This window comes from Oscillatoria sp. FACHB-1406 (assembly GCF_014698145.1).
Lineage (GTDB): Bacteria > Cyanobacteriota > Cyanobacteriia > Cyanobacteriales > Spirulinaceae > FACHB-1406.
In genome coordinates this window covers 1-20212 of sequence record NZ_JACJSM010000010.1, presented here as the reverse complement: position 1 = coordinate 20212, position 20212 = coordinate 1, and the positions used below count along the sequence as shown (strand labels likewise).

Annotated in this window: 12 protein-coding genes and 1 pseudogene; 5 read left to right on the top strand and 8 right to left on the bottom strand. The window is 46.9% G+C overall.

Going from position 1 to position 20212, the window contains the following annotated elements:
* Window positions 1-243: 243 nt before the first annotated feature.
* On the top strand, window positions 244-3012 hold the full coding sequence (locus H6G50_RS11890) for a CHAT domain-containing protein (protein ID WP_190716468.1): 2769 nt from the start codon (window positions 244-246) through the stop codon (window positions 3010-3012).
* 16 nt (window positions 3013-3028) lie between these two features.
* Here H6G50_RS11890 and H6G50_RS11885 read toward each other — a convergent pair whose 3' ends face one another.
* The 4 genes from H6G50_RS11885 to H6G50_RS11870 are packed head-to-tail and all read right to left on the bottom strand — an operon-like array spanning window position 3029 to window position 7929.
* Entirely contained in the window at window positions 3029-3826 is a 798-nt protein-coding gene (locus tag H6G50_RS11885) for a DUF928 domain-containing protein (protein ID WP_190716466.1), read from the bottom strand.
* Window positions 3823-6258 carry a CHASE2 domain-containing protein gene (locus tag H6G50_RS11880; RefSeq protein ID WP_190716464.1) on the bottom strand — a complete coding sequence of 812 codons (2436 nt, stop codon included), beginning with the start codon at window positions 6256-6258 and terminating at the stop codon, window positions 3823-3825. Before H6G50_RS11880 ends, H6G50_RS11885 begins: the two co-directional genes overlap by 4 nt.
* A 17-nt stretch (window positions 6259-6275) precedes the next feature.
* Window positions 6276-7271 carry a DUF1822 family protein gene (locus H6G50_RS11875; RefSeq protein ID WP_190716462.1) on the bottom strand — a complete coding sequence of 332 codons (996 nt, stop codon included), beginning with the start codon at window positions 7269-7271 and terminating at the stop codon, window positions 6276-6278.
* A 4-nt stretch (window positions 7272-7275) separates the two neighbouring features.
* Window positions 7276-7929 carry a hypothetical protein gene (locus tag H6G50_RS11870; protein WP_190716460.1) on the bottom strand — a complete coding sequence of 218 codons (654 nt, stop codon included), beginning with the start codon at window positions 7927-7929 and terminating at the stop codon, window positions 7276-7278.
* Between the two features lie 318 nt (window positions 7930-8247).
* Between H6G50_RS11870 and H6G50_RS11865 the strand changes: the two genes are divergently transcribed.
* The 3 genes and pseudogenes from H6G50_RS11865 to H6G50_RS11855 all read left to right on the top strand — a co-directional run bounded on the left by H6G50_RS11865 (window position 8248) and on the right by H6G50_RS11855 (window position 11046).
* Complete coding sequence (locus H6G50_RS11865) at window positions 8248-8439, top strand: hypothetical protein (protein WP_190716458.1); 192 nt, start codon at window positions 8248-8250, stop codon at window positions 8437-8439.
* Window positions 8440-8824: 385 nt separating this feature from the next.
* A complete protein-coding gene (locus tag H6G50_RS11860; RefSeq protein WP_190716456.1) occupies window positions 8825-10315 on the top strand; it encodes an XDD3 family exosortase-dependent surface protein in 1491 nt (496 codons plus the stop codon).
* A gap of 119 nt (window positions 10316-10434) precedes the next feature.
* A pseudogene (locus H6G50_RS11855) lies at window positions 10435-11046 on the top strand (Uma2 family endonuclease).
* Window positions 11047-11400: 354 nt separating this feature from the next.
* Here the strand turns inward: H6G50_RS11855 and H6G50_RS11850 are convergent.
* Window positions 11401-15417 (bottom strand): filamentous hemagglutinin N-terminal domain-containing protein, encoded by a 4017-nt coding sequence (locus H6G50_RS11850; RefSeq protein ID WP_190716454.1) that lies wholly within the window; start codon window positions 15415-15417, stop codon window positions 11401-11403.
* 137 nt (window positions 15418-15554) lie between these two features.
* Entirely contained in the window at window positions 15555-16964 is a 1410-nt protein-coding gene (gene leuC, locus H6G50_RS11845) for a 3-isopropylmalate dehydratase large subunit (RefSeq protein ID WP_190716448.1), read from the bottom strand.
* Window positions 16965-17547: 583 nt separating this feature from the next.
* On the opposite strand from leuC, the gene purN reads away from it, so the two are divergent.
* Window positions 17548-18195 carry a phosphoribosylglycinamide formyltransferase gene (purN, locus tag H6G50_RS11840; RefSeq protein ID WP_190716446.1) on the top strand — a complete coding sequence of 216 codons (648 nt, stop codon included), beginning with the start codon at window positions 17548-17550 and terminating at the stop codon, window positions 18193-18195.
* Here purN and H6G50_RS11835 read toward each other — a convergent pair.
* Both H6G50_RS11835 and H6G50_RS11830 read right to left on the bottom strand, forming a co-directional pair.
* Window positions 18169-19011: a PHP domain-containing protein gene (locus H6G50_RS11835; RefSeq protein WP_190716443.1), complete on the bottom strand. Its 843-nt coding sequence runs from the start codon at window positions 19009-19011 to the stop codon at window positions 18169-18171. The two genes, purN and H6G50_RS11835, sit on opposite strands and share 27 nt — an antisense overlap.
* Window positions 19012-19048: 37 nt before the next feature.
* Complete coding sequence (locus H6G50_RS11830; protein ID WP_190716441.1) at window positions 19049-19720, bottom strand: pyridoxamine 5'-phosphate oxidase family protein; 672 nt, start codon at window positions 19718-19720, stop codon at window positions 19049-19051.
* Window positions 19721-20212 lie beyond the last annotated feature (492 nt).

Genomic DNA, 20212 nt, shown 5'->3' with positions numbered 1-20212 from the left:
TATGAGTTATAGCGTTTTTCGTTTGCGCGAGGTACAGTTCCAAAAATCAAATCGGTAGGGGCGAATGGTATTCGCCCGCTGAGTGTACCTCACCCATGTGAAAACTGCTATATAAAGGGTAAAATTACGAACTACGAATTACGAATTACGAATTACGAAGGGAATATGTATCTACTTTCGAGATTTGTTCGGGGTTTGAGAGCAGGGATTGGGAGGGGGAAACGTCGAGCGATCGCATATTTTTTGCTTTTTTGTTTGGGAGTTGCGATCGCGATTGTGCCAGAAAATGCTAGTGCTTTTTCGTCGGGCGATACAACCCCGCAGCCCGAAACGATAGACGATTGGCAGCGTCGCAGTCAGATATTATACCAGCAAGGGAAATATGGGGACGCGATCGCGATTTTACAATCAGCACTCGCCGCTTCTACCGCCGCTGGAGATTTCCCGAAAGCCGCGATCGCTTGTATTAACCTATCCCAAGTGTATCAAGCCGTCGGACAATGGCAGGAGGCTCGAGACGCGATCGAAAATAGCTCGGGTTTTCTCCCGAATATTGGGGGGAAAGAACGCGATAAAATTTTTGCGCGGCTGCTCGAAGTTAGGGGTAAACTCGAACTCAGCCTGAACCAGCTTGAAAGCGCGATAGAAGATTGGAAGCAAGCCACAAACATTTATCATCAACTGAACGATACCACCTCAGAGTTAAGGTGCAAAATTAACCACAGCATCGCGCTGAAAGAATCGGGCAATTATCGGGAGATGCTCGAGCTTTCGCTGAATAATGCCGGGGGTATTCTTCAGCTTAGCGATTCTACCTTCAAAGCGACCGCCCTGCGACATTTAGGGGAAGTTATTGCGATCGCTGGCGATCGCAAAACCTTAGAATCAACACCGTTGTTTAGTTCGTTGGGATTAGAACAGCGTAACGAGCTTGAAATTGCGGAATGGTTATTGCAACAAAGCTTAACCGTCGCGCGATCGCTTAATTCATCCCAAGACATTGCCGAATCCTACCTCCTTTTAGGCAACCTTAAAAAGATCGTTTACTCTCGTGCTAAAGATGCTTTCGAGCGTAGTAATAGCAAAGAATATCCCATCGCTCAACAAATCGAGATCGCTAAAACTGCTCTAGATTTTTATCAAAAAGCGCAAGATAGTTCTCCTTCCGAACTCACCAAGTTTCAAGCTAATATCAATCGACTCTCCCTTCTTATTGACTTAGAAAAACAAGCCGATATACCACTCAATCCTACTCCTACCCAACAAATCGACGAGGGATTGCAGAACTTAAACGAGTTACTCGCTCGGCTCAATGCCTTTCCCGTCCAACATCAAACCCTGTTATTTCGGATTAAGCTCGCTGCCCTTTTAATCGATCGAAATCTTGAATCTTACTTCCCCATCGTCGAACAATTATTGCTCGAAACGCAATCGCAAGCAAAAATAGTCAACGATTCTAAAATCTCTGCTTACACCGAAGGTTATTTAGGTAGCATTTATCAGTTTAAAGGTCAAACTGCGCAATCAAATGAGCTTTTTCGGAATGCAATTTTAGGCTCGCAAGAAGTCCACGCTAACGATCTTTTGTATCAATGGGAATGGGAGTTAAGCAAACTTTTAGTTAAACAAGGTCAAAAAAGCGAAGCAGTTATTGCTTATGAAGAGACCATTAAAACCGTAGATAGCGTTCGGAAAGAGTTACTCAGTTTACCCAATCCGGAAGTGCGCTTTACCTTCCGAGATAACGTGGAACCCGTTTATCGAGAGTTAGTGAGTTTGTTGTTATCGCGAGAGGAAGCTAACATCCCTCAAGACGATTTGAAAAAAGCCCTCTATTACATCGATGCGCTGCAAGTCGCCGAATTGGAGGATTTTCTACGCTGCAATCTTCAGTCAAAAGTTACCCCTTCTTCAGAGACAAACTCACTGCAAGGACAGATCGCTGATTTCAGCCAACATCTCGAAAAGATTAGCAGTTTTGACCCAAATTCAGCCTTTCTTTATACGATTAGTTTGCCCCATCAACTGGCAACAATCGTAAAACTACCCCAAAAGCAAGCGTTATTATCCCACGTTGAAGAAATTGAAGCAAGTGAGTTTGAAGAAACACTTCAAAAAGCCTCCGAAAGCTCAAAAAAGCCAAATTTTCTTGACACAGATCGCGCTCCCTTACAAAAGTTATATAAATGGTCGATCGCACCGTTCGTACAAGAATTCCAAAACAACGGTATAACTCATTTAGTTACGGTGCTAGATAGCAATTTACGCTCAGTGCCGATGGCAGCCTTCCACGACGGAGAAAAGTTTTTAATCGAGCGCGGTTATAGTTTATCGATCGCGCCTAGCGTTCAACTAATTGAACCAAAACCGTTTAAGATTGAAGCGACAAAAACGCTGATTTTAGGAGCGACAGAAACTCGTACCGGCTGGGAACCTTTAACCCCAGCAGTTCCCAATCAGATCGAGAAACTCAGTCAAATTTTAAAGAATTTTGAAGTGATAAGCAACGGGCAGTTCACAAAGCAGGCGTTGCAAGAGCGGATGAGTTCTTTATATTACAATGTCGTTCACATTATCACTCACGGTAAATTTAGTTCCAGCTTTGAAGAGACTTATATTTTTACAGACGATAAATCGAGCGATCGCCGCAATTATACCCTCGACATTAACGAGCTAAGTGGTATCCTCCACAACACTCCTGCCGCGCAACCCCTTGAATTATTAGTTTTTAGTGCCTGCGAAACGGCTTCGGGCGATCGTCGGGCGGTATTAGGAATGGCTGGAATTACCATAAAATCCGGCGCGAACAGCACGATTGGTTCTTTATGGAAAGTTAAACAAGATGCTGCCAATGAGTTAATGATTAATTTCTACAAAAATCTGAGCGATCGCAAAGTGAGTAAAGCAGAAGCATTGCGTCTCGCTCAGATGGATATCATTACGTCGAATTCAAAAGATACTTTGGTCAAAAGTCCTGGTTATTGGGCTTCGTTGATTCTAGTCGGATTTTGAACGATCTACAAAACCTTTACAAAGGCTTGGTTTCTTGTTCTGCGGGCGATTCTTCGCTCAATTTTTCTAATCCTAACTCTTGCATAACCTGCGTCCAATACAACTGAGCGGTTGCCTTATCTTTTGGAGATAAATCTCGAACGATGGTTGTTAATGTTTCCGGTAATAATCCATCGAGAGCATAAAGTTTTGCTTTGTCTTGAGGCATTGCGGTAAGCTGAGGAGTGAAGTTTGGCGTAGAATTGACTCGCTTTATGCTTCCTCCAACATACAAATCCTCAGCACGATCTTGTGGATTGCAAATCAGCGTCAAATTCCAATTGTATTCTTCATTTAAGCTTAAACCCGGAAGCGCGGTCGGTAAAGTAATGCCAATCAATCCAGCTTTTCCTGAAAGTTGAAGAGTTTGCTGGTAAATTTGTTTGCCTTGCTGACTGATACTAAATTCTCCTGTTAACTGACTTTCGTAAGGGTTATAAAACCATAAGCTGGGATGAGTTTGAGCCGTGAGAATAATGTTAGTGTTTCCGTCTTTATTAGGAGCGATCGCGGTTAACGGAATTTTAGCAATAGGACAGAGCGATTCGCCGTAGGGAGGTGGGGGATTAACGGGACCGCGCGATTCATCATCATCTTTTGCTTCGGGGCGGGGCGTAAAAATAATGCGATCGCGTTCTGGCGTTGGCAGCGTCGAAGCGGGACTCGTTTCGGGCTGGGGTTGTGCCTGCATTGGAGCATTTTTTAAAAAGGCTGCAATACCGGCGATCGCCAAAATAATCACCAGTTTCTCAATTACTGTGGAGCGAGTTTTCATGGGTTGAATTTGATGTTTTTGAGTGCTTGGTAAAGTGAAATTGTCGCGCCGGTTAGGAATAAACCGAGCGTAGCAGGAACGAACGGAAGCCAGCCGCCGTTGAAGAAAAATAAGAGGCAAAGACCGTAAAGCGTAGCCCAAGCTAAACCATAGGAAAGTATTAGGAGTGCTAACCCTTTAATCGGACTTGTTTTCCACAGGTTTAGAAACCAATACAGTAATCCTCCGGTTAAAGACCAGCCCCAAATCCAGAGCGCATCTCCCCACCAATCCCAAGCCCAGATTAAGGGGATTTTCTGTTCGACGTTGCTTAAAATCGAACTGATTTCTTGGGCGACGATAAAAAGACCGGGAGTTTTGTCGATAAAACTTTTTGCTGTCGGGTTGTAGGGCGTGAGTTCGCCCTCATCTTTGAAGTTTCTGCCGATTAAAACGATGCGATCGCGAACATCTTTGGGCGTGAGTTGGTCGTCGAAGAAATCGGTCAGCGAAACGACGCGCGCGATATCGGTTTGATAATCCCGATAGGGGCGATAATTCAACATGGTTTGAATCCCTCCCTCAACGCCAGAATCTGGATGGTGATAGCCGCCGCGATGCAGTTTTAGGGGTTCATATCGGGTGCTTCCAATTTGAATGAAATTATCATCTGAGAGGTCTAAGCGATAGCCGCCTTGTTTCTGGAGATAATGCTGGGCAACTTGAAGGCTAAAAGAATCAATCAAGTCGCCTTTACAAGGGAAGCGATCGCTAACTTTCTGAGACAAAAGATGGCGGCGCAATACACCGTCCGCATCGGGAACAGTGGTAAAAAATCCCACGCGATCGCGCGCCACCGGCTCCGGAGCCGCTGTTCCCTGCTGGGACTCAGTTTTAAACTGACACATCACAATCGTGCGATCGCCCTCTAACGCTGCTTTAAAGTGAGGATATTGGGAACTAATACTGCCTTCGCGCGCGATAAGCAAGCCAATCGCGGCGGGTTGCAGCCCTTCGAGCTTCTCAAACAAACGATCCAAGTTGCGATCGCTCAACGTTCTCGAACCTTGTCCTGTTTTGTCGGGAGACTGTTTTAAGCGATCGCGATCGTCGGGGGTAATACGAATGACGAGGAGGCGATTGTCGCGCGGTTCGATCGCGCGTTGCTGCATAAAAAAATCATACGCTTTCAACTCTAACGGTTGTAATTTTCCCTGCCAGCGCGCCCCAAAAACGAGCGCTGCGATCGCCAAACTCGCGATCGCAACCGTCCCAATCTTACATCGCCGCCTCGCGGGGAAAGTTCTTTTCGTCACTGGAGGAAGCAACTCTTCCCATTTCGGCGGAAAAACCGCAGGATTTTGCCAAAGCACCGGCAACCATTCCGCATACGGCACTTCAATCTTTTCATCGCAACCGTCGATTTCAACGGTTATACCGCGTAATTTTTCCTTCGCTTCCCGAACGGCTAAAGATAACGAATCCCCCCCAATATAAGCGCGCAGAAAGTATTGCAAAAACTTCTGAGCCGCAAAATCAACCACAAACTCGCGCATAAAAATGACTTGAGGAACGTGGAGAATATCCAATTGTTTCGCCAAGCCAAAACCGTCGCAAGAGTTAAAAATCACCAGTTGTAAGCCCTGTTGAACGGCCTTTTGCAAGCCAAACCACACTTGACTATCCTGTTCGATGGGGAGAGCTTCATCGGGATTAATGCGAATAACGCCCGTTTCTCCCTCCGTATAACTATGTCCGGCGAAAAAGATAATATCCCACGGTTGCGCCCACAACTCATCGTTAATTTCTTCGCTCCTCGGTTCGCAAAGCACCACGATCTCAGCCACGTCGGAGAGTTGTTCCAAAGTCATAAGATCGGCATCGACATTAATGCGATCGCTCTCTCCCAAAATCGCTAAAATTCTCACTTTATTTCTACGCGGTAAATCCTGCCGTCTGGGAGGGGGCGCGGAAAAATGAGAACTATAGCAATACTGAGCTTTTGGGTAATCGTTGAAGATTTTCCAACATTCCCAAGGCAATTTGTGCAAGAGTTCGTCATCAGTACGAATTAAGACGCGAACTTCATCCTCAGCTTGCAGTTGTTGCAGGAGAGAGTCGAGAAGCGGACGAAAATTGGAAGATTGCAGCCAATGGTTGATGCCAGCTTTGAGCTTTTTTCCAGAGCGCTTGCACTCCTCAATTTTAGGGCTAATCGAGCCACCGTAAGGCATCGCTCCGGGGCGTATCCCCCGAGACTGGTCTCCGGCAAGCGGCTGGTAATGCTCCTGCCAGTAGGAGGAAATCGCGGCGGCTAATTCCGGATCGGCAGGTAAGTTTGCGGAACAATCCGTCGTAGCGCGTTGCCGTTCCTCGCTCACTTCCAACGCAACGGTAAACCCTTGTGAGTGTAAGTTGCCGTAAAACTTTAATACCACCAACTTCTCTGCCATAGCACCCTCTATGCGCGTTACAGGTAAAACGATTCTAAAGTCGAGCGATCGCCAAATACCACTCTGATACGGAAAGAATCACCCGCTTCCCCAAAAAATTGAAACGGGAAATTTTTATGCCGTTGTTTGGTTTTTTTATACATTACCACTTCATTTTGTTCGTCTAAAATGCTAACCTGTAAATCGGGAGGGAGATAAGGCTTTTTCTCCTCCGGCAAAAAATCGAGATTGACTTCGACTTCCTCATTTTCTGCCGGTCTAATTCCGATCGCTAAAACCACATGACAATCGTTCTCAAAATCGAGAACCTTCCCCAGCTTAATCCCAGAGTAAGACTCATTCAACAACGGACTTTTTGGAAGCGTCGTGGGACTTCTGACGCTGAAAGCTGGCTCGCTCGCCGGAATCGTTACCAGTTCGGCTAACTTTTTCCAGCCCAATGCTAGCAGTTCTTCCGCAAAATTGTGCAGCCTCTGAGTTGCCGAAATGGGTTCCGGTTCGAGAGCGTCAAATAAATTGTCCACCGGGTCAAATTCTTCCAAGTCGATGCGTTCTTGCAACGGCAGTTCTGCTAACTTTTGGGGAGATAGAAATCCAACTAAAGCGGCTTCAGTTAACTCAGCGTTCAGCCGCACTGCAACATATCCCAATCGATTGTCCCGAACTTCTAAAGGAATGAAACATTCTGTTTCTTCCGGCAGTAAAGGACGGCATTCAATCTTCCCACTCGAGGCGATATTTAAAACCGCTGAGTCCGTGAAAGCCGCATCAACCATAGTATTAAGCTCTGGAGTGGGTTTTGCTGTTTTTATGCCCAAACAACTGAGATAATAATCGACCGCACCGACTGCCAAAGCATTTAAGTAAACTTTTTGTGCTTTTTTAGGATGCTGATATTGGTCGAATAATGCTTTAGCAGTTTGGTGAACTGTCAAAGTTAGGGGAGCGGTTATTTCTGGATTTTGGGCGGAGTTCGTCATGATGTTCAACCAAAACAATAAAGGGGCTAGCATTAATTTATTGGATTTTCCAATCTTGAAAATATTGTTGTAATAAAGGACGTTTTCGCTTCAAAAATGAATCTAAAGTAGAGATAGGGACGGCTAAGCCGCGCGCGATTTCGCTACCGGAGTATCCCTCCCAATACTGAAGTAGAATATATTGGAGATTTGCATCGGGTCGATTGGTGATGTAATTGCTTTTAAAGACACCCTGCATATCTTCCTTTATTTCTCTCACAAGTTCTTCTAAAAAATTACGATTTGTTTCTTCTCTCTCGATTTCTTCTAGTCGGCGGGCGGGAATACTCTGAAACAGTTCTGTCAAACTTTGAAACCGAAATTCTGAAAAATTCTTGCCGCGCAATTCTCGTTCGGCATCCCCAAAAAATCGTTGCTGCATCAAGAAAATTACCCAAGCCATGAACTCGCGTTCGGGTTGATAAAGCTCGATTTTTTCGCTGAGGTAACTGAAGAGTTTTTGAGTGGCAACATGAGTGCATTCCTCGCGTAGTTTGCTGGGAAGGTAGGTGTAGTTGCACCGGGGAAGTTGCCCGGATTGTTGAATTTTTTGGAATAGAAGACTCAGTATCCTTCTTCGTTTTGCCGTTCCGAAGCGATGCTGTTTGGCTTCTAAGGCGAGTTCCCTCAGTGTTTGGTTCAGTTGGCACATTGTTTGGCTTACGCTCAATGTTAAGTAAAATCGAGAGTTTTGGGGCTGCTTCTACTCATGTCTCTGGGTTTCGAGGGAGTTTTTACGCGCGATCGCGCTGATTTTAATATTTCTTTACATTAAAGCGCGATCGCCCGATAACCCAAACCCCCAACAGCAGAGGCTTAGAGCGAGAAGCAGGCGACGGAGTATTACTTTCTATTACAAAAATCTCTGTCTTGCGTAAAATCTACCCACACTTTTGGAGAACCTAATGTAAAGATTCCGTGAAGTTCCACAATCCTTCAGCGAGAAACAGAGCAAATCGAGGTGTTGAAGATGATTTTAATTCGTGAAGTTGTGAATCAAGCGCTGACGACGGGCTATTTAAGCAGAGAAGCTGAAAACCAATTGCGGTGGTTGTTACAAAAAACCAAGTATGACGGCGAGGACTTGCGAGCGTTCGTGCAATTGCAACAAGCTGCCATGAGTGGTGCGGTTAAACAAGAATCTCGGGAACTGCCTTATTAAAGGTTCTTACTGCCAGCGCTGTAATATTAATGATTTCTCGCGCGCCGCGAAGCGGATATCTTCTCTGCGGGAGCGCTCCATCTTCGCTGTCCGCACTCCAATCCCCTCAAAACTTAATTCTCACGTTTAATAAAAAAGTGATATTTATTCTCAGTAAGGCTTTAGGTGAAGAAAGTCTTAATGAGGCTAAACTTCCGTGCAATCTCGCACAGAGTTTAAAGATTTAATGAAGGGCTTGAAAAATTAAAGTCGCGTATGCTACATCTGAAAACAGCATTTTGTTATACTTCCTTCTCACGATAGAACGCATGAGAGCGATTTGTAAGGAGAGTCGCGATTGGAGGAAGTTATCGCGATCGCCTATCTAAGGAGAAATCTACCACTGATGAAAATACAGGCTATTCCCGCGCGCGCCAGCGGATTGCTCGGCGCGATCGCGTTAATGTTTGCTGCCGTTCAACCGACTAACGCTGCCGTTTTCCGCGATGGCTGGCAATACGCGATCGATCCGGGCTACGACAGTTACGGCTCCGTCAACGGCGTAATCAAAGCAGGCGGCACCATCTACGAAACTTACGGCATCGCTATTCACGAAGATGCCGATAACAATATTTGGGTTGCCCTCAACACCGATATGCCCATCACCGGCAACCCAACCGGCCCGGAATTGTGTTTGAATGACGGGCCTTGCTTCCCAGTGGAAAACGACAGTATTGCTTGGGGCGACTTGTTTCTCGACTTCTCCGGAACCGGCAACTTCAAACAAGCCTTCGACACCAACAAACTCTTCGGCGTGCGCTTTGCCCCCAACAACGACTCCAGAACGCCTGACGGTTCCCGCCTCGAAACCGGCGTTTATCAAGTCACGGCTGGAGCCAACGTTGCCGGACAAAATGCAGGCTTCCAGAACCTCGAACAAAACCGCCGCTTTCTCAAAGATCCGACTCTGGGTAACATCGGCGACTTAGAACCCTGGATGGGCGATCTCGCTTGGGATAATCCTTACTACGCGCCTTACACCAGTCGCGGAAGTTGGAGCGATCCCCAAACGCTCATGCCCAACATTATTGCGACGGGCAACAGATTAGGCGATGTCACCATCAGAAGTCAAGCCGAATTACAAACGCAAGGATTTAAAACCGATTGGTTTTTCCAAACTGGCGCTAATATCTTCGGGTTTAGTTTCAAAAAAACAGCAGAAATGGCAGGTGATTTTATCGCCTCGCTGCTCCAAGAATGTATTAATGAGGGCGTAGCATTGATTGGCACTGTCTCGCCCCCAACTCCGACACCAGCGCCGCCGCCAGCCCCACTCTTATGCGATATTGCGTTTCGACAAAACCAAGATTATCTCCTGCGACCAACGCGCACTGAAGGAGTAAATGGGGAGATCAAAGTTTTTGAGAATACTCTCAGCAACCAATGGTACGATCCCGACCCTTCAATGGGTTATAACGTTAAGGGAACTGGTGACACTTTAATATCGGAAATATTGAACTTTCCCTGCTTACCTAATCCCTCTAAAACACCATACAAATTCGATGTTATTGTTGGAAATATTACGCTAGGAAACTTTAGCCCTGGAAACCCTCTCGATTTTAGTCAATATGAGGACAAACTTGGAAACTTGTTAATTGAAGACCCCATAACCAAGAAGCTGGGAGTGAAAGAATTTAAAATCACTGGATTCGAGAAAGAAAGCTGGGAATTTTTTCAGAAAATTGGTGTCAATACTCGTTTCACAAGAGAAATTGGCTCTATAGAAGTTACGCCAATTAGTTCCCGTTCTGTACCAGAACCTAATTCCATTATCAGTTTTTTAATTGTAGGAGTAACAGCTTTGAGTGTTAAACTATGGCGCAGACCAAAATTGTAAACTTTCGTACTTGTCCAGCGCTAGCCGGTAAGGGGTTTTCCCAAAGCATCCCTACATCCTTTTTTTAAAGCTCTTCGCTATAATCAGAACAGACTTTATTCAATAGAGCTAGATTGCCAATGACTAGCCTTTTGGTCAAATCAGAGCAAATCTCATTGCCGATCGATCTTTCTTCGCTGACTCCAATGTCGGAGATGAGCGATCGGCAGTTCTATGATTTTTGTCGAACGAATCCTGAGTTGCGAATCGAACGGAATGCCCGGGGAGAAATTATTGTTATGGCTCCGGTATTTTCTGATACAGGAAACCGTAATGGTAGGGTTTTTGGGCAGCTTTTTGTGTGGTCGGAAGCCGATGCAACTGGAGAAGCATTTGATTCCAGTGCGGGTTTCACCTTGGCGAATGGTGCGATTCGCTCGCCCAATACGGCCTGGATTCGGCGCGATCGCTGGAATGCTTGAACCCCAGAACAACAAGCCTCTTTCGCACCGATCGCGCCGGATTTTGTAGTAGAATTGCGCTCTAGCAGCGATACGTTGGCAAGTCTCAAAGAAAAAATGGAGGAATATATCGCCAACGGGGTACGGTTGGGGTTATTAATCGATCGCAAAAATCGTACAGTTCATACTTATCGAACTGACCGAGAACCCGAAATTTTGGACAATCCAGAATCCGTTAGCTGCGAACCGGAACTACCAGGATTTTCGCTGAGGATAACAAAAATTTGGTAATGAATTTTTCAACTGTAGGGTGTGGAGCGCGAAGCGTAACGCACCAAAGGCTTAAATTGGTGCGTTACGGCGCAATCAAAAAATCAACTCCTTCGGTTAAAATTCAACTCGCGCCTAACGCACCCTACGCATTTCCTACCAGGATTTTCGCTAGAGATGGCAAAATTGGGTAATGAATTCTTCAACTGTAGGGTGTGGAGCGCGAAGCGTAACGCACCAATTTAAGTTTTTGGTGCGTTACGGCGCAATCAAAAAATCAACTCCTTCCCCTGAAAATTCAACTCGCGCCTAACGCACCCTACGCATTTCCCCATCGGGGCGTTATATATAACGCCCCTACAGGATTGACATTCTTTAACGATTCTTCGATTCTTCTTCTCTAGACCGACAAGCCAACGGTAAATTTCCCAACTTTTCAGAATCAGGGGCCGTTAAACGAATCCTTCCGTTCGGCAACTTTTCCCATCCCGTCGCTTCCACCAATTCTGGCGATGAAGCCGTTGGTTCGTTCTCCTCTGACATCAGCCAAGGAATTTCCACTGTCGTGCTACCTAACATATCTGTGGGCTGGGGAGGCAATCCGCCGCGCCCCGGAATGTATAAGGCAGCACGTCCAGAACGAGAATTTTCCTTCGTCTGACCTCCATCGCAACCTTCGTTCAGCGGTGGAGGAGCGAAACGATTGGGCAGTTCGACGAGGGGCGGTACGTTGCGCGTGACAACCACCGTTCCCGACAAATCCGGCCCTCCTTGTTCGGAAATCGCAGTAAAATCGCTTTCTGGGGTGCGGCGACCGTTGTACTGGCGAAAACCCAAAGCGGGAGCATCCGAATAGATTTTTCCCCCTTGACCGGACTCCGAACTCGCAACAATATCGCTGTTTTCCGATAATACAGCACTAATTACGCCGCCAACATCCATATGGATATTTCCCCCCGTACTAGCGCCAAATGCTTCTGCGGTGATTTCGCTGTTGTGTCTGAGAATCAGATTTTTGCTCGCTTGGAGTCGGATATTCCCACCTTGCGCCGCCCGTGTCGAAGCAGAAAGCTGTCCTTGGTTGGTTAAAAAGATGTTGCGCGCCGCAATATCTAAATCTCCCGACACGCCCGCCCCCGTACCGCTCACGGTTATTTGACCGCCATTTTTCACGGCTAAATCACCAGCAGTTTGCAGGCGAATCCCTCGCGCATTTCCCGAACCGTTGCTATCGAAGATTAAACCGCTGGCAAAGTTTCCTGATGTCCCAGAAATACTTATCGACTCAGTGGCATTGACATCGATAATACCTCCTTGACCGCTTCCTCCTGTTGTACCTATAATTCGACCACCATTTTGCAAAAGTAATTGTCGCGTTTCTATTTTTAACTCTCCCGCATTTCCTGACCCAAAAGAGTTAAAAAGTAACTGGCTTGAGCGCTGAGCGTCAAGAGAAGTACCTGTAACTTCAACTAGGTTTGCACCCGTAATATTTAAAGTACCTGCACTTCCCGTTCCAGTCGTTCCCGCAGAAATCCTACCTCCGTCGCGAACCAGTAAATTCGGAGTAGAAATTATTAAGTTTCCGGCATTGCCAGCACCGAATGTATCTGATGATAAACTACTAGGAAGTTGACCGTTTGGTGTAGTCCCCAAAATTTGCACGGATTCTGATGCTGCGATCGTGATATTAGCAGCATTACCTCCGGAAGCCCGATTAGCGGAGCCATAGATTAAAGCTCCATTCTGAACGATGAAGTTTTTAGCATCAACTGTCAAACTCCCAGCAGCACCATTTCCAAAAGAACCTACTGCCAAAGCTGTCGGAGTGATTTCATTGGTAGGTGATAAAGATATAAAATCATTACCAACAAAATTAACAGTTCCATTAGGCACGTTTAGATGAATATCGCCGCCTAATCCCAGACTATCACTAGCAGCAGAAATAATAGAACCTTGTTTCACTGTTAAGTTTTCAGTGTTAATTGTTAATTGTCCTGCATTGCCCAAGCCATTATCAAAAGAATTTACAAAAACAAAACCTCTATCAAGATTGACCGATTCAGAGGAATGGATGTTGATTTTTCCTGCGTTGCCATCATGATTAGTATTTGCCGATAGTCTCGCTCGCTCTTCAAGGTTAAATTGTCTGGAATAAATCGAGATATTTCCCGCGTCTCCTGAACTTTCAGTGCTGGTATATATGCCTGCTTCATTACGGAGGGTAAGAGTACCTGCTGTGACGTTAATTTCGATATCTCCCGCCTGACCAGAAGAAGAAGATAATGATGAACTCAAAACTTGGCTATTATCAATGCCAATAGTTTCTAAAGCTGTTAAAGATACTTTCCCTGCATTGCCTATTCCATAAGTGCTGGCAGATATGCGAGAACCATTAAGAAGATCGATTTTTCCAAGTTCTGCTGTCAAAGTGATTGTGTTTCCACTTGCTGTAGTAAATCCTTCAGCAGAAAGCTGACTATTATCTATCGTAATGTTACCCAATCTCGAGAAAATATCAATTGCTCCAGCATTAGAAGCTGATGAAGAAGAATCAATACTTTTATTATCGCTATTGATGAAAATGTCATTATTAGCTTCAATTTTTATGTCACCACCATAACTCTGTGAAGAACGAGCGTATAAGTTTCCGCTTAGAATAACATTTCGATCGCTTTCTAAATTAATGCTTCCTGCACTTCCTGCTTTTGAGCTTGTATTTAAATTACCATTGATAGTCAAGCTTTCTCCTGTATCGATCTGAACATTTCGCCCTTTTGACACTTGAGAACTCGTATCGAGATTGCCATTTAATGTTGCACTCCCACTCGCCACAAAACTGACATCATTGAATGCACGTATACCACCAGTTGAAAATAATTTTATATTTCCTGTATTAAGTTGTGTTCCATCTCCAGTAAATATTATTCGATCTCGACTATCGATAATAATGTCGCTATTTTTGTCGCCTTGCGTTGTAATAGTACCATTTATTTGAATATTATTATTAGGTAATACAGGCGCAAGCCTACTATTATTGCTAATGAAAACAAGACCGTTTTTGTCCATTACTTGGATTGAACCTATCTCAACATATGAGCGTTTGTCCACTGGAATCTCTGGGGTAAATCTTTGATCTAAATTTCCAACTCCTGATGGGTCGGGTGGAGGTGTAACGTTTGAATCTGCATTAAAGGCTCTATCTAATTTGGGATTAATAGTGCTATTCGAGATATCATTAATAGTTAGATGATTTATGCCCGCACGAATATCAAGAGTAGGACGATTTCTGCCATCAATAATTTGCGTTGTTCCATCAGGCAAAGAGACTGAAGCTAGCTTGGAAATTTCAGGGTCGGGATGACCGGGGTAAATTGTGAAACTCGATGGATCTGCTTCCGTAATTGTGACGTTTCCGATTTTGACTCTTCCCCCCGCTAAAATATGCAGAGAAGACCCTACATAGTCACTTATATAGACATCTTCTTTTGTTAGAATAATCGGGTCATAAGGACTGTATAAACCTCCCAACTTTCCCTGCAAATCTTCAATCCGAAAATTGCCTCCACTCTGATAATGCGCGTCGCCCCCAACCGCATTGGCAGAACGAAACACCATATCGCCTCCGGAATACAAGCCACTATCAGGATGATTGAGCGCAAAAATATCGACTTTCTCGTTCCCTTGCACTAATAATTGTCCGTTGGCGGCGGCGATAAAGGGGCTGGTTTCGCTATCTCGAATTGTTATGGTATCGGTAGCTTGTAAGGTTAAATCTCCCCCGGCTTGCAATTGTCCTTGTAAGTCTAAGTTTGCTGCACCGAGTTTTAAATTTCCGCCTGCCGATAAGCTGCCACGATCGCTAATTGTGGCGGTGGAGTTGCTGCCGTACTGCAATCCAATGGGGACGTTAATGGTGAGTAAGGGCGGGGCTTGCGGGTCGCTGGCGCTAAATGCAACGTTGTTATCGAATAAAATACTGTCGGCAGTCGTAGCGACGAAGGAACCGCGTATATCGAGTTGGGCGTTGGGGCCGAAGATAATGCCGTTGGGGTTGAGTAGGAAGAGGTTCGCTGCACCGTCTACGCCTAATGTACCGAGGATGTTAGAAAGGTTGTTTCCGGTGACGCGGGTGAGGATGTTGGTAATGTCGGTGGGGTTGGCGAAGTAGACGCGCTGATTTTCGCCAACGTTGAAGTCGGTGAAGCTGTGAAAGAGATTGCTACCGCGCGTCGTTCCGCCTTGGATGAGTTGGCGGGTTGCTTCGGGGGTGACGATGGAGTTTTCGGCACCGAGGGTGTTATCGGGGGTGAGTTGGGCGGTAGCACGGTTGGTGCTAAAGGGGTGCAGAAGGAGAAGGAGAGCGAGGAGATGCAGGTTGCCGCGTTTCATGGGCTGCTACGGAGATACTGATGATAGGTGCTATGAGTATCTCTGGCGATCGCGGCCATTTTTACGCAGCATCGACCTAAACTTTACAAATCGAAATGTCGGTCTCCATTCTCTCGCACGCCTCCACCCCCAGCAGTTCAGGCTTCTATTAACTCCCGCACGTCGGTTACTTTACCGTTCACCGCTGCTGCAACCACCATCGCCGGACTCATCAACAGGGTACGCCCGGTAGAAGAACCCTGCCGTCCTTTAAAGTTGCGGTTGGAGGAAGAGGCGCTGATTTGGTCGCCTTGGAGTTTGTCGGGGTTCATGGCGAGGCACATGGAACACCCGGCTTCACGCCATTCAAAGCCTGCTTCGGTGAAGATGCGATGCAGTCCTTCGGCTTCGGCTTGCTGTTTGACGCGCTCGGAACCGGGGACGATGAAGGCTTTGACTCCGTTGGCGACGTGACGACCTTTGGCGAATTTGGCGGCTTCGCGCAAGTCGCTGATGCGTCCGTTGGTGCAACTGCCGACGAAGCAAACGTCGATTTGCGTGCCTTGGATGGGGCTTCCGGGGGAGAGTTTCATGTATTGGTAGGCTTCGGAGGCGATCGCGCGATCGTCTTCGGTTAAGCTTTCTAATACGGGAATGCTTTCATTCACCCCAATTCCCTGTCCCGGCGTGATGCCCCAAGTGACGGTCGGGGGGATGTCGGCGGCGTTGAAGATTATAACGTCATCGTATTCGGCATCGCGATCGCTGCGCAAGCTTTCCCACCAAGCGACGGCTTTATCCCAATCTTCCCCGCTGGGGGCAAAGTCGCGTCCTTTCAGGTAGTCGTAAGTAATGGCATCGGGGTTGATGTAACCGCAACGCGCGCCGCCTTCAATCGCCATGTTGCAAATCGTCATCCGTTCTTCCATTGACATGGCTTCGATGGCGCTGCCTGCAAATTCGTAGGCGTAACCGACTCCGCCTTTCACGCCGAGGTGACGGATGATGTGGAGGATGACATCTTTGGCATATACGCCGGGGGGGAGAGTGCCGTTGACTTCGACGCGGCGGACTTTGAGTTTGGCGAGGGCGAGGGTTTGGGAGGCGAGAACGTCGCGGACTTGGGAAGTCCCAATCCCGAAGGCGATTGCGCCGAATGCGCCGTGGGTGGAGGTGTGGGAGTCGCCGCAGGCAACGGTCATTCCGGGTTGGGTGAGTCCGAGTTCGGGGGCGATGACGTGGACGATGCCTTGACTGCCGGAACCGATGTTATAAAAGCGCAGGCTGTGGTTTTTGGTGCTGGTTTCGAGCGCTTGCATCATTTCTTCTGCCATGTCGTCGGCGAAGGGGCGCGCTTGGTTGTCGGTGGGGACGATATGATCGACGGTGGCTACGGTGCGATCGGGGTATAGTACGGTGAGGCTGCGATCGCGTAGCATGGAGAAGGCTTGAGGACTGGTGACTTCGTGGATGAGGTGCAAGCCCACGAATAGTTGCGTTTGTCCTGAAGGTAAGATACTGACGGTATGCGCGTCCCAAACTTTATCGAACAGCGTTCCTTTACTCATAACCGGATTGTTTATGGTTGCTCGACGGGAAAGACCCGATTTCTTGTAGGAATCAAAATTATAACGCTATTCGTAATATGTAATTCGTAATTCGTAATTCGTAATTCGTAGTTCGCGGTCATTGAGACTTCGGCAAGTGATACCAATTAAAAATTAAAAATTAAAAAAGCTAGATATATTAGGGGTTTCAGCCTCAAGATGTGTCGTCCGAACTCGGAGAATTGGTATGAGCCTGTCGAACTTCAGTCGAACGCTTGCCGAAATGTAATTCGTTACTCATCATGATTGCAAGCTCTTACTGGCAGCTTGCGCTGTCTTGCTCGTCTTGCTTAGCTCTATTTTTTGTTACAATCACTTCACAAAAATCGCCTTTTTTGTGCGCTTTTTGGTTGATTTTTGCTTGACTTTTTGGTATTATCTAGAAAATGGGAATATCGGCACTTTTTGAACAACGCAACCACTCCATTATTAAAAATATAATACCTAAACTTTGAGAAAAAGTAAAGCCCAAAATTTCAAAAAAAATTCCTTTTTTTAACCCTTGCCAATCCCCTACAATCGAGGTTTTAACTCATTCTAACCTATGACCGCTAACCCCGAATCGCCCGCCTTAATTTCCCCCTCAATAACCTTAAAAGAACTGCCTCAAACGCAAACCTTAAAACTCGGCGTACTCGCATCGGGAAGTGGGAGTAACTTTGAAGCGATCGCGCGATCGATTCAAAACGGCGAACTCAACGCCAAAATCCAAGTTCTCATCTACAACAACCCCAGCGCTAAAGCAGCAGAACGCGCCAAACAATTCGGCATTCCCGCCGTGCTTCTCAACCACCGCAACTACAAAAAGCGAGAAGACTTAGACCGCGCCATCATCCAAACCCTAGCAGAATACGGGGCAGACTGGGCAATCTTAGCCGGATGGATGCGCATCGTCACGCCCGTCCTCATCGATGCGTTCCCCGATCGCCTACTCAACATCCATCCCAGTATTTTACCGAGCTTTCGGGGACTGCACGCGATCGAACAAGCGATCGCAGCGCGCGTAAAAGTTGCCGGTTGCACCGTCCACTACGTCACCCCCGAAGTCGATAGCGGCGCAATTATCATCCAAGCCGTCGTTCCCGTTCTCGAAGGCGACACCGCCGAAACGCTGCACGCCCGCGTTCAGGTGCAAGAACACCGCATCTTTCCGCTGGCGATCGCCCTAGCCGCCCAGCGAAGCCCTTCCTAACTCGCGCGCCGCCTCTTGCAACGGTTCCAACAACGCCAACGGTAACTTCAACTGATTGAGTTTCGTCTCTTCCTTACCGCTAATACCGGGGTTAGGGCCGTGGTAGTCGCTGCCTCCCGTCATTAACAACCCATACTCGCTGCACATTTTTTTCAATTTGTCAACCTGGCTGGGACTATGGGCGGGATGGTAAACCTCAACCCCCATTAAGCCCGCCGCCACCAACTCCGGTAAGACCTCCTCGACGCTGCCGCCGCGAAATAAACAAGGATGCGCCCAAACCGGCACTGCGTCGCAATCTCGCAATAAGCGAACGCCATCGACGGCAGAAAACTTTTCGTAGCAGACATAAGCGGGGCCATTATCGCCCAACCAGCGATCGAATGCTTCCTCCATTGAAGAGACGTGACCGGCATTGAGTAAGGCTTTGGCGATGTGAGGTCGTCCGGGGGCCATCCCCTCGCCGAGTTGGGGCAGTTCGATGGGGTAGCCGAGGGAAGCCAAGCGGTCGGCCATTTTTTGGGCGCGGCGCTTTCTCCCTTCCACGCGATCGCGCAGGGGTGGCTCCAACTTCTCCGGGTTGGGGTAAAATCCGAGAACGTGAAGGGAGCGATCGTTATGAACCGTACTCAGTTCGACTCCCGGCACGATTTCTAAATCCGCCGCCGCCGCTGCATAAGCTTCCTCCCAGCCCGACAGCGTATCGTGGTCGGTAATCGCCAAAGCGCGAACGCCCGCATTGAGGGCAGTGCGAACTAAATCAGTAGGGGTCAGGGTTCCGTCGGAAAAGGTCGTATGGCAGTGCAGTTCTAACACGGGGCAGATCTTAGTTTTAAGTTCGAGATAGCTCGATTTAACAACCTCTAGTGTAACTTAAAAGATAATCTGGAGTTGCAATTTCCAAGGGGAGTTGGCTATCTCGAATTGGCGTTTTTGCCGTTAATGCCAAAGGAATTTGACCCGCCCACGCGGGTAAGTTGTAATCTTCTTTATCGTCCAACGGATCGCCCGTTCTCATTTTTACCGAAGCTTCGTTAAGGGGTAATGCTAACACCAAAGTTCCTTGGAGTTCTTGAGGATTTGGCGATCGCACTTCATCCCACCGTTGCGGAACGATATGTTCTGTAAAGGCTTTGAGCGCAATGAGCTTCTCTTGCAATTCCGATACGACTTCAGCCTTGCCAAAAATGACAACAGACCGATAGTTCATGGAATGGTGAAAAGCCGATCTCGCAAGGACTAAACCATCTAATAAAGTCACAGTCAAGCAGACGGGTAAACCCCCTTGCAACGAGCGAAGCATTCGACTGGCGGGCGAACCGTGAATGTAGATTTTATCTCCGATTCTGCCGTAAGCGGTTGGAATAACAAAAGGTTGCCCCTCGATCGCAAAACCAACGTGACAGATTAGCCCTTCATCGAGGATTTGATAGGCAAGCTCGCGATCGTAACTGCTACGCTGGGGAAGTCTCTTAACCGTATTGCGATCGGTTTTATCGAACAATTGCGAGTCTGTTTCAGTCATGACAAATTCTAGGCTTTTCGTGCGGCTTACCCTAGATTAGGCTGGAAAATGGCGGACTGCTAGAGGCAATTTTCCTTATTTTCGACCGGAACAGTTTTTTATTGGGATCTAAGGGGTTGATTCTAGATTATAGCCGCCACTCTTAAAGTCTCGAAACATTTCTTCAATACCGAAGCACTAAGGAGGAGCCGAAATTCCTTCGAGTTACAATAAAGTGAGGAATGCGATCGCGGAAATTTGCCCCATCAGCCTACAGATTGGCGATGACGAGCGTGAAAATTCTGTAAAAAAAAGGATACTAAACAGCAATAGGCGGGATAAAATAACCTATAAAGGTGCTAAACCGCAGGGTTCGGCAACATAACACTGACTAATTTATTAATAGTATGGATATAGCAATTTTCACGTGAGTGAGGTACAGTCAAAGAGAAGGTTAGAAATGCCATTATGAAAGCCTATTCGACGGAGTTTCGTCAAAAAATCCTGGAGACT

What these genes read in the sequence shown, in the direction of transcription:
- purN (WP_190716446.1), top strand. Translation starts at nt 17,548, where the DNA reads ATGACCGCTAACCCCGAATCGCCCGCCTTAATTTCCCCCTCAATAACC.
- H6G50_RS11865 (WP_190716458.1), top strand. Translation starts at nt 8,248, where the DNA reads ATGATTTTAATTCGTGAAGTTGTGAATCAAGCGCTGACGACGGGCTAT.
- H6G50_RS11880 (WP_190716464.1), bottom strand. Translation starts at nt 6,258, where the DNA reads ATGGCAGAGAAGTTGGTGGTATTAAAGTTTTACGGCAACTTACACTCA.
- leuC (WP_190716448.1), bottom strand. Translation starts at nt 16,964, where the DNA reads ATGAGTAAAGGAACGCTGTTCGATAAAGTTTGGGACGCGCATACCGTC.
- H6G50_RS11870 (WP_190716460.1), bottom strand. Translation starts at nt 7,929, where the DNA reads ATGTGCCAACTGAACCAAACACTGAGGGAACTCGCCTTAGAAGCCAAA.
- H6G50_RS11860 (WP_190716456.1), top strand. Translation starts at nt 8,825, where the DNA reads ATGAAAATACAGGCTATTCCCGCGCGCGCCAGCGGATTGCTCGGCGCG.
- H6G50_RS11830 (WP_190716441.1), bottom strand. Translation starts at nt 19,720, where the DNA reads ATGACTGAAACAGACTCGCAATTGTTCGATAAAACCGATCGCAATACG.
- H6G50_RS11885 (WP_190716466.1), bottom strand. Translation starts at nt 3,826, where the DNA reads ATGAAAACTCGCTCCACAGTAATTGAGAAACTGGTGATTATTTTGGCG.
- H6G50_RS11850 (WP_190716454.1), bottom strand. Translation starts at nt 15,417, where the DNA reads ATGAAACGCGGCAACCTGCATCTCCTCGCTCTCCTTCTCCTTCTGCAC.
- H6G50_RS11875 (WP_190716462.1), bottom strand. Translation starts at nt 7,271, where the DNA reads ATGCTAGCCCCTTTATTGTTTTGGTTGAACATCATGACGAACTCCGCC.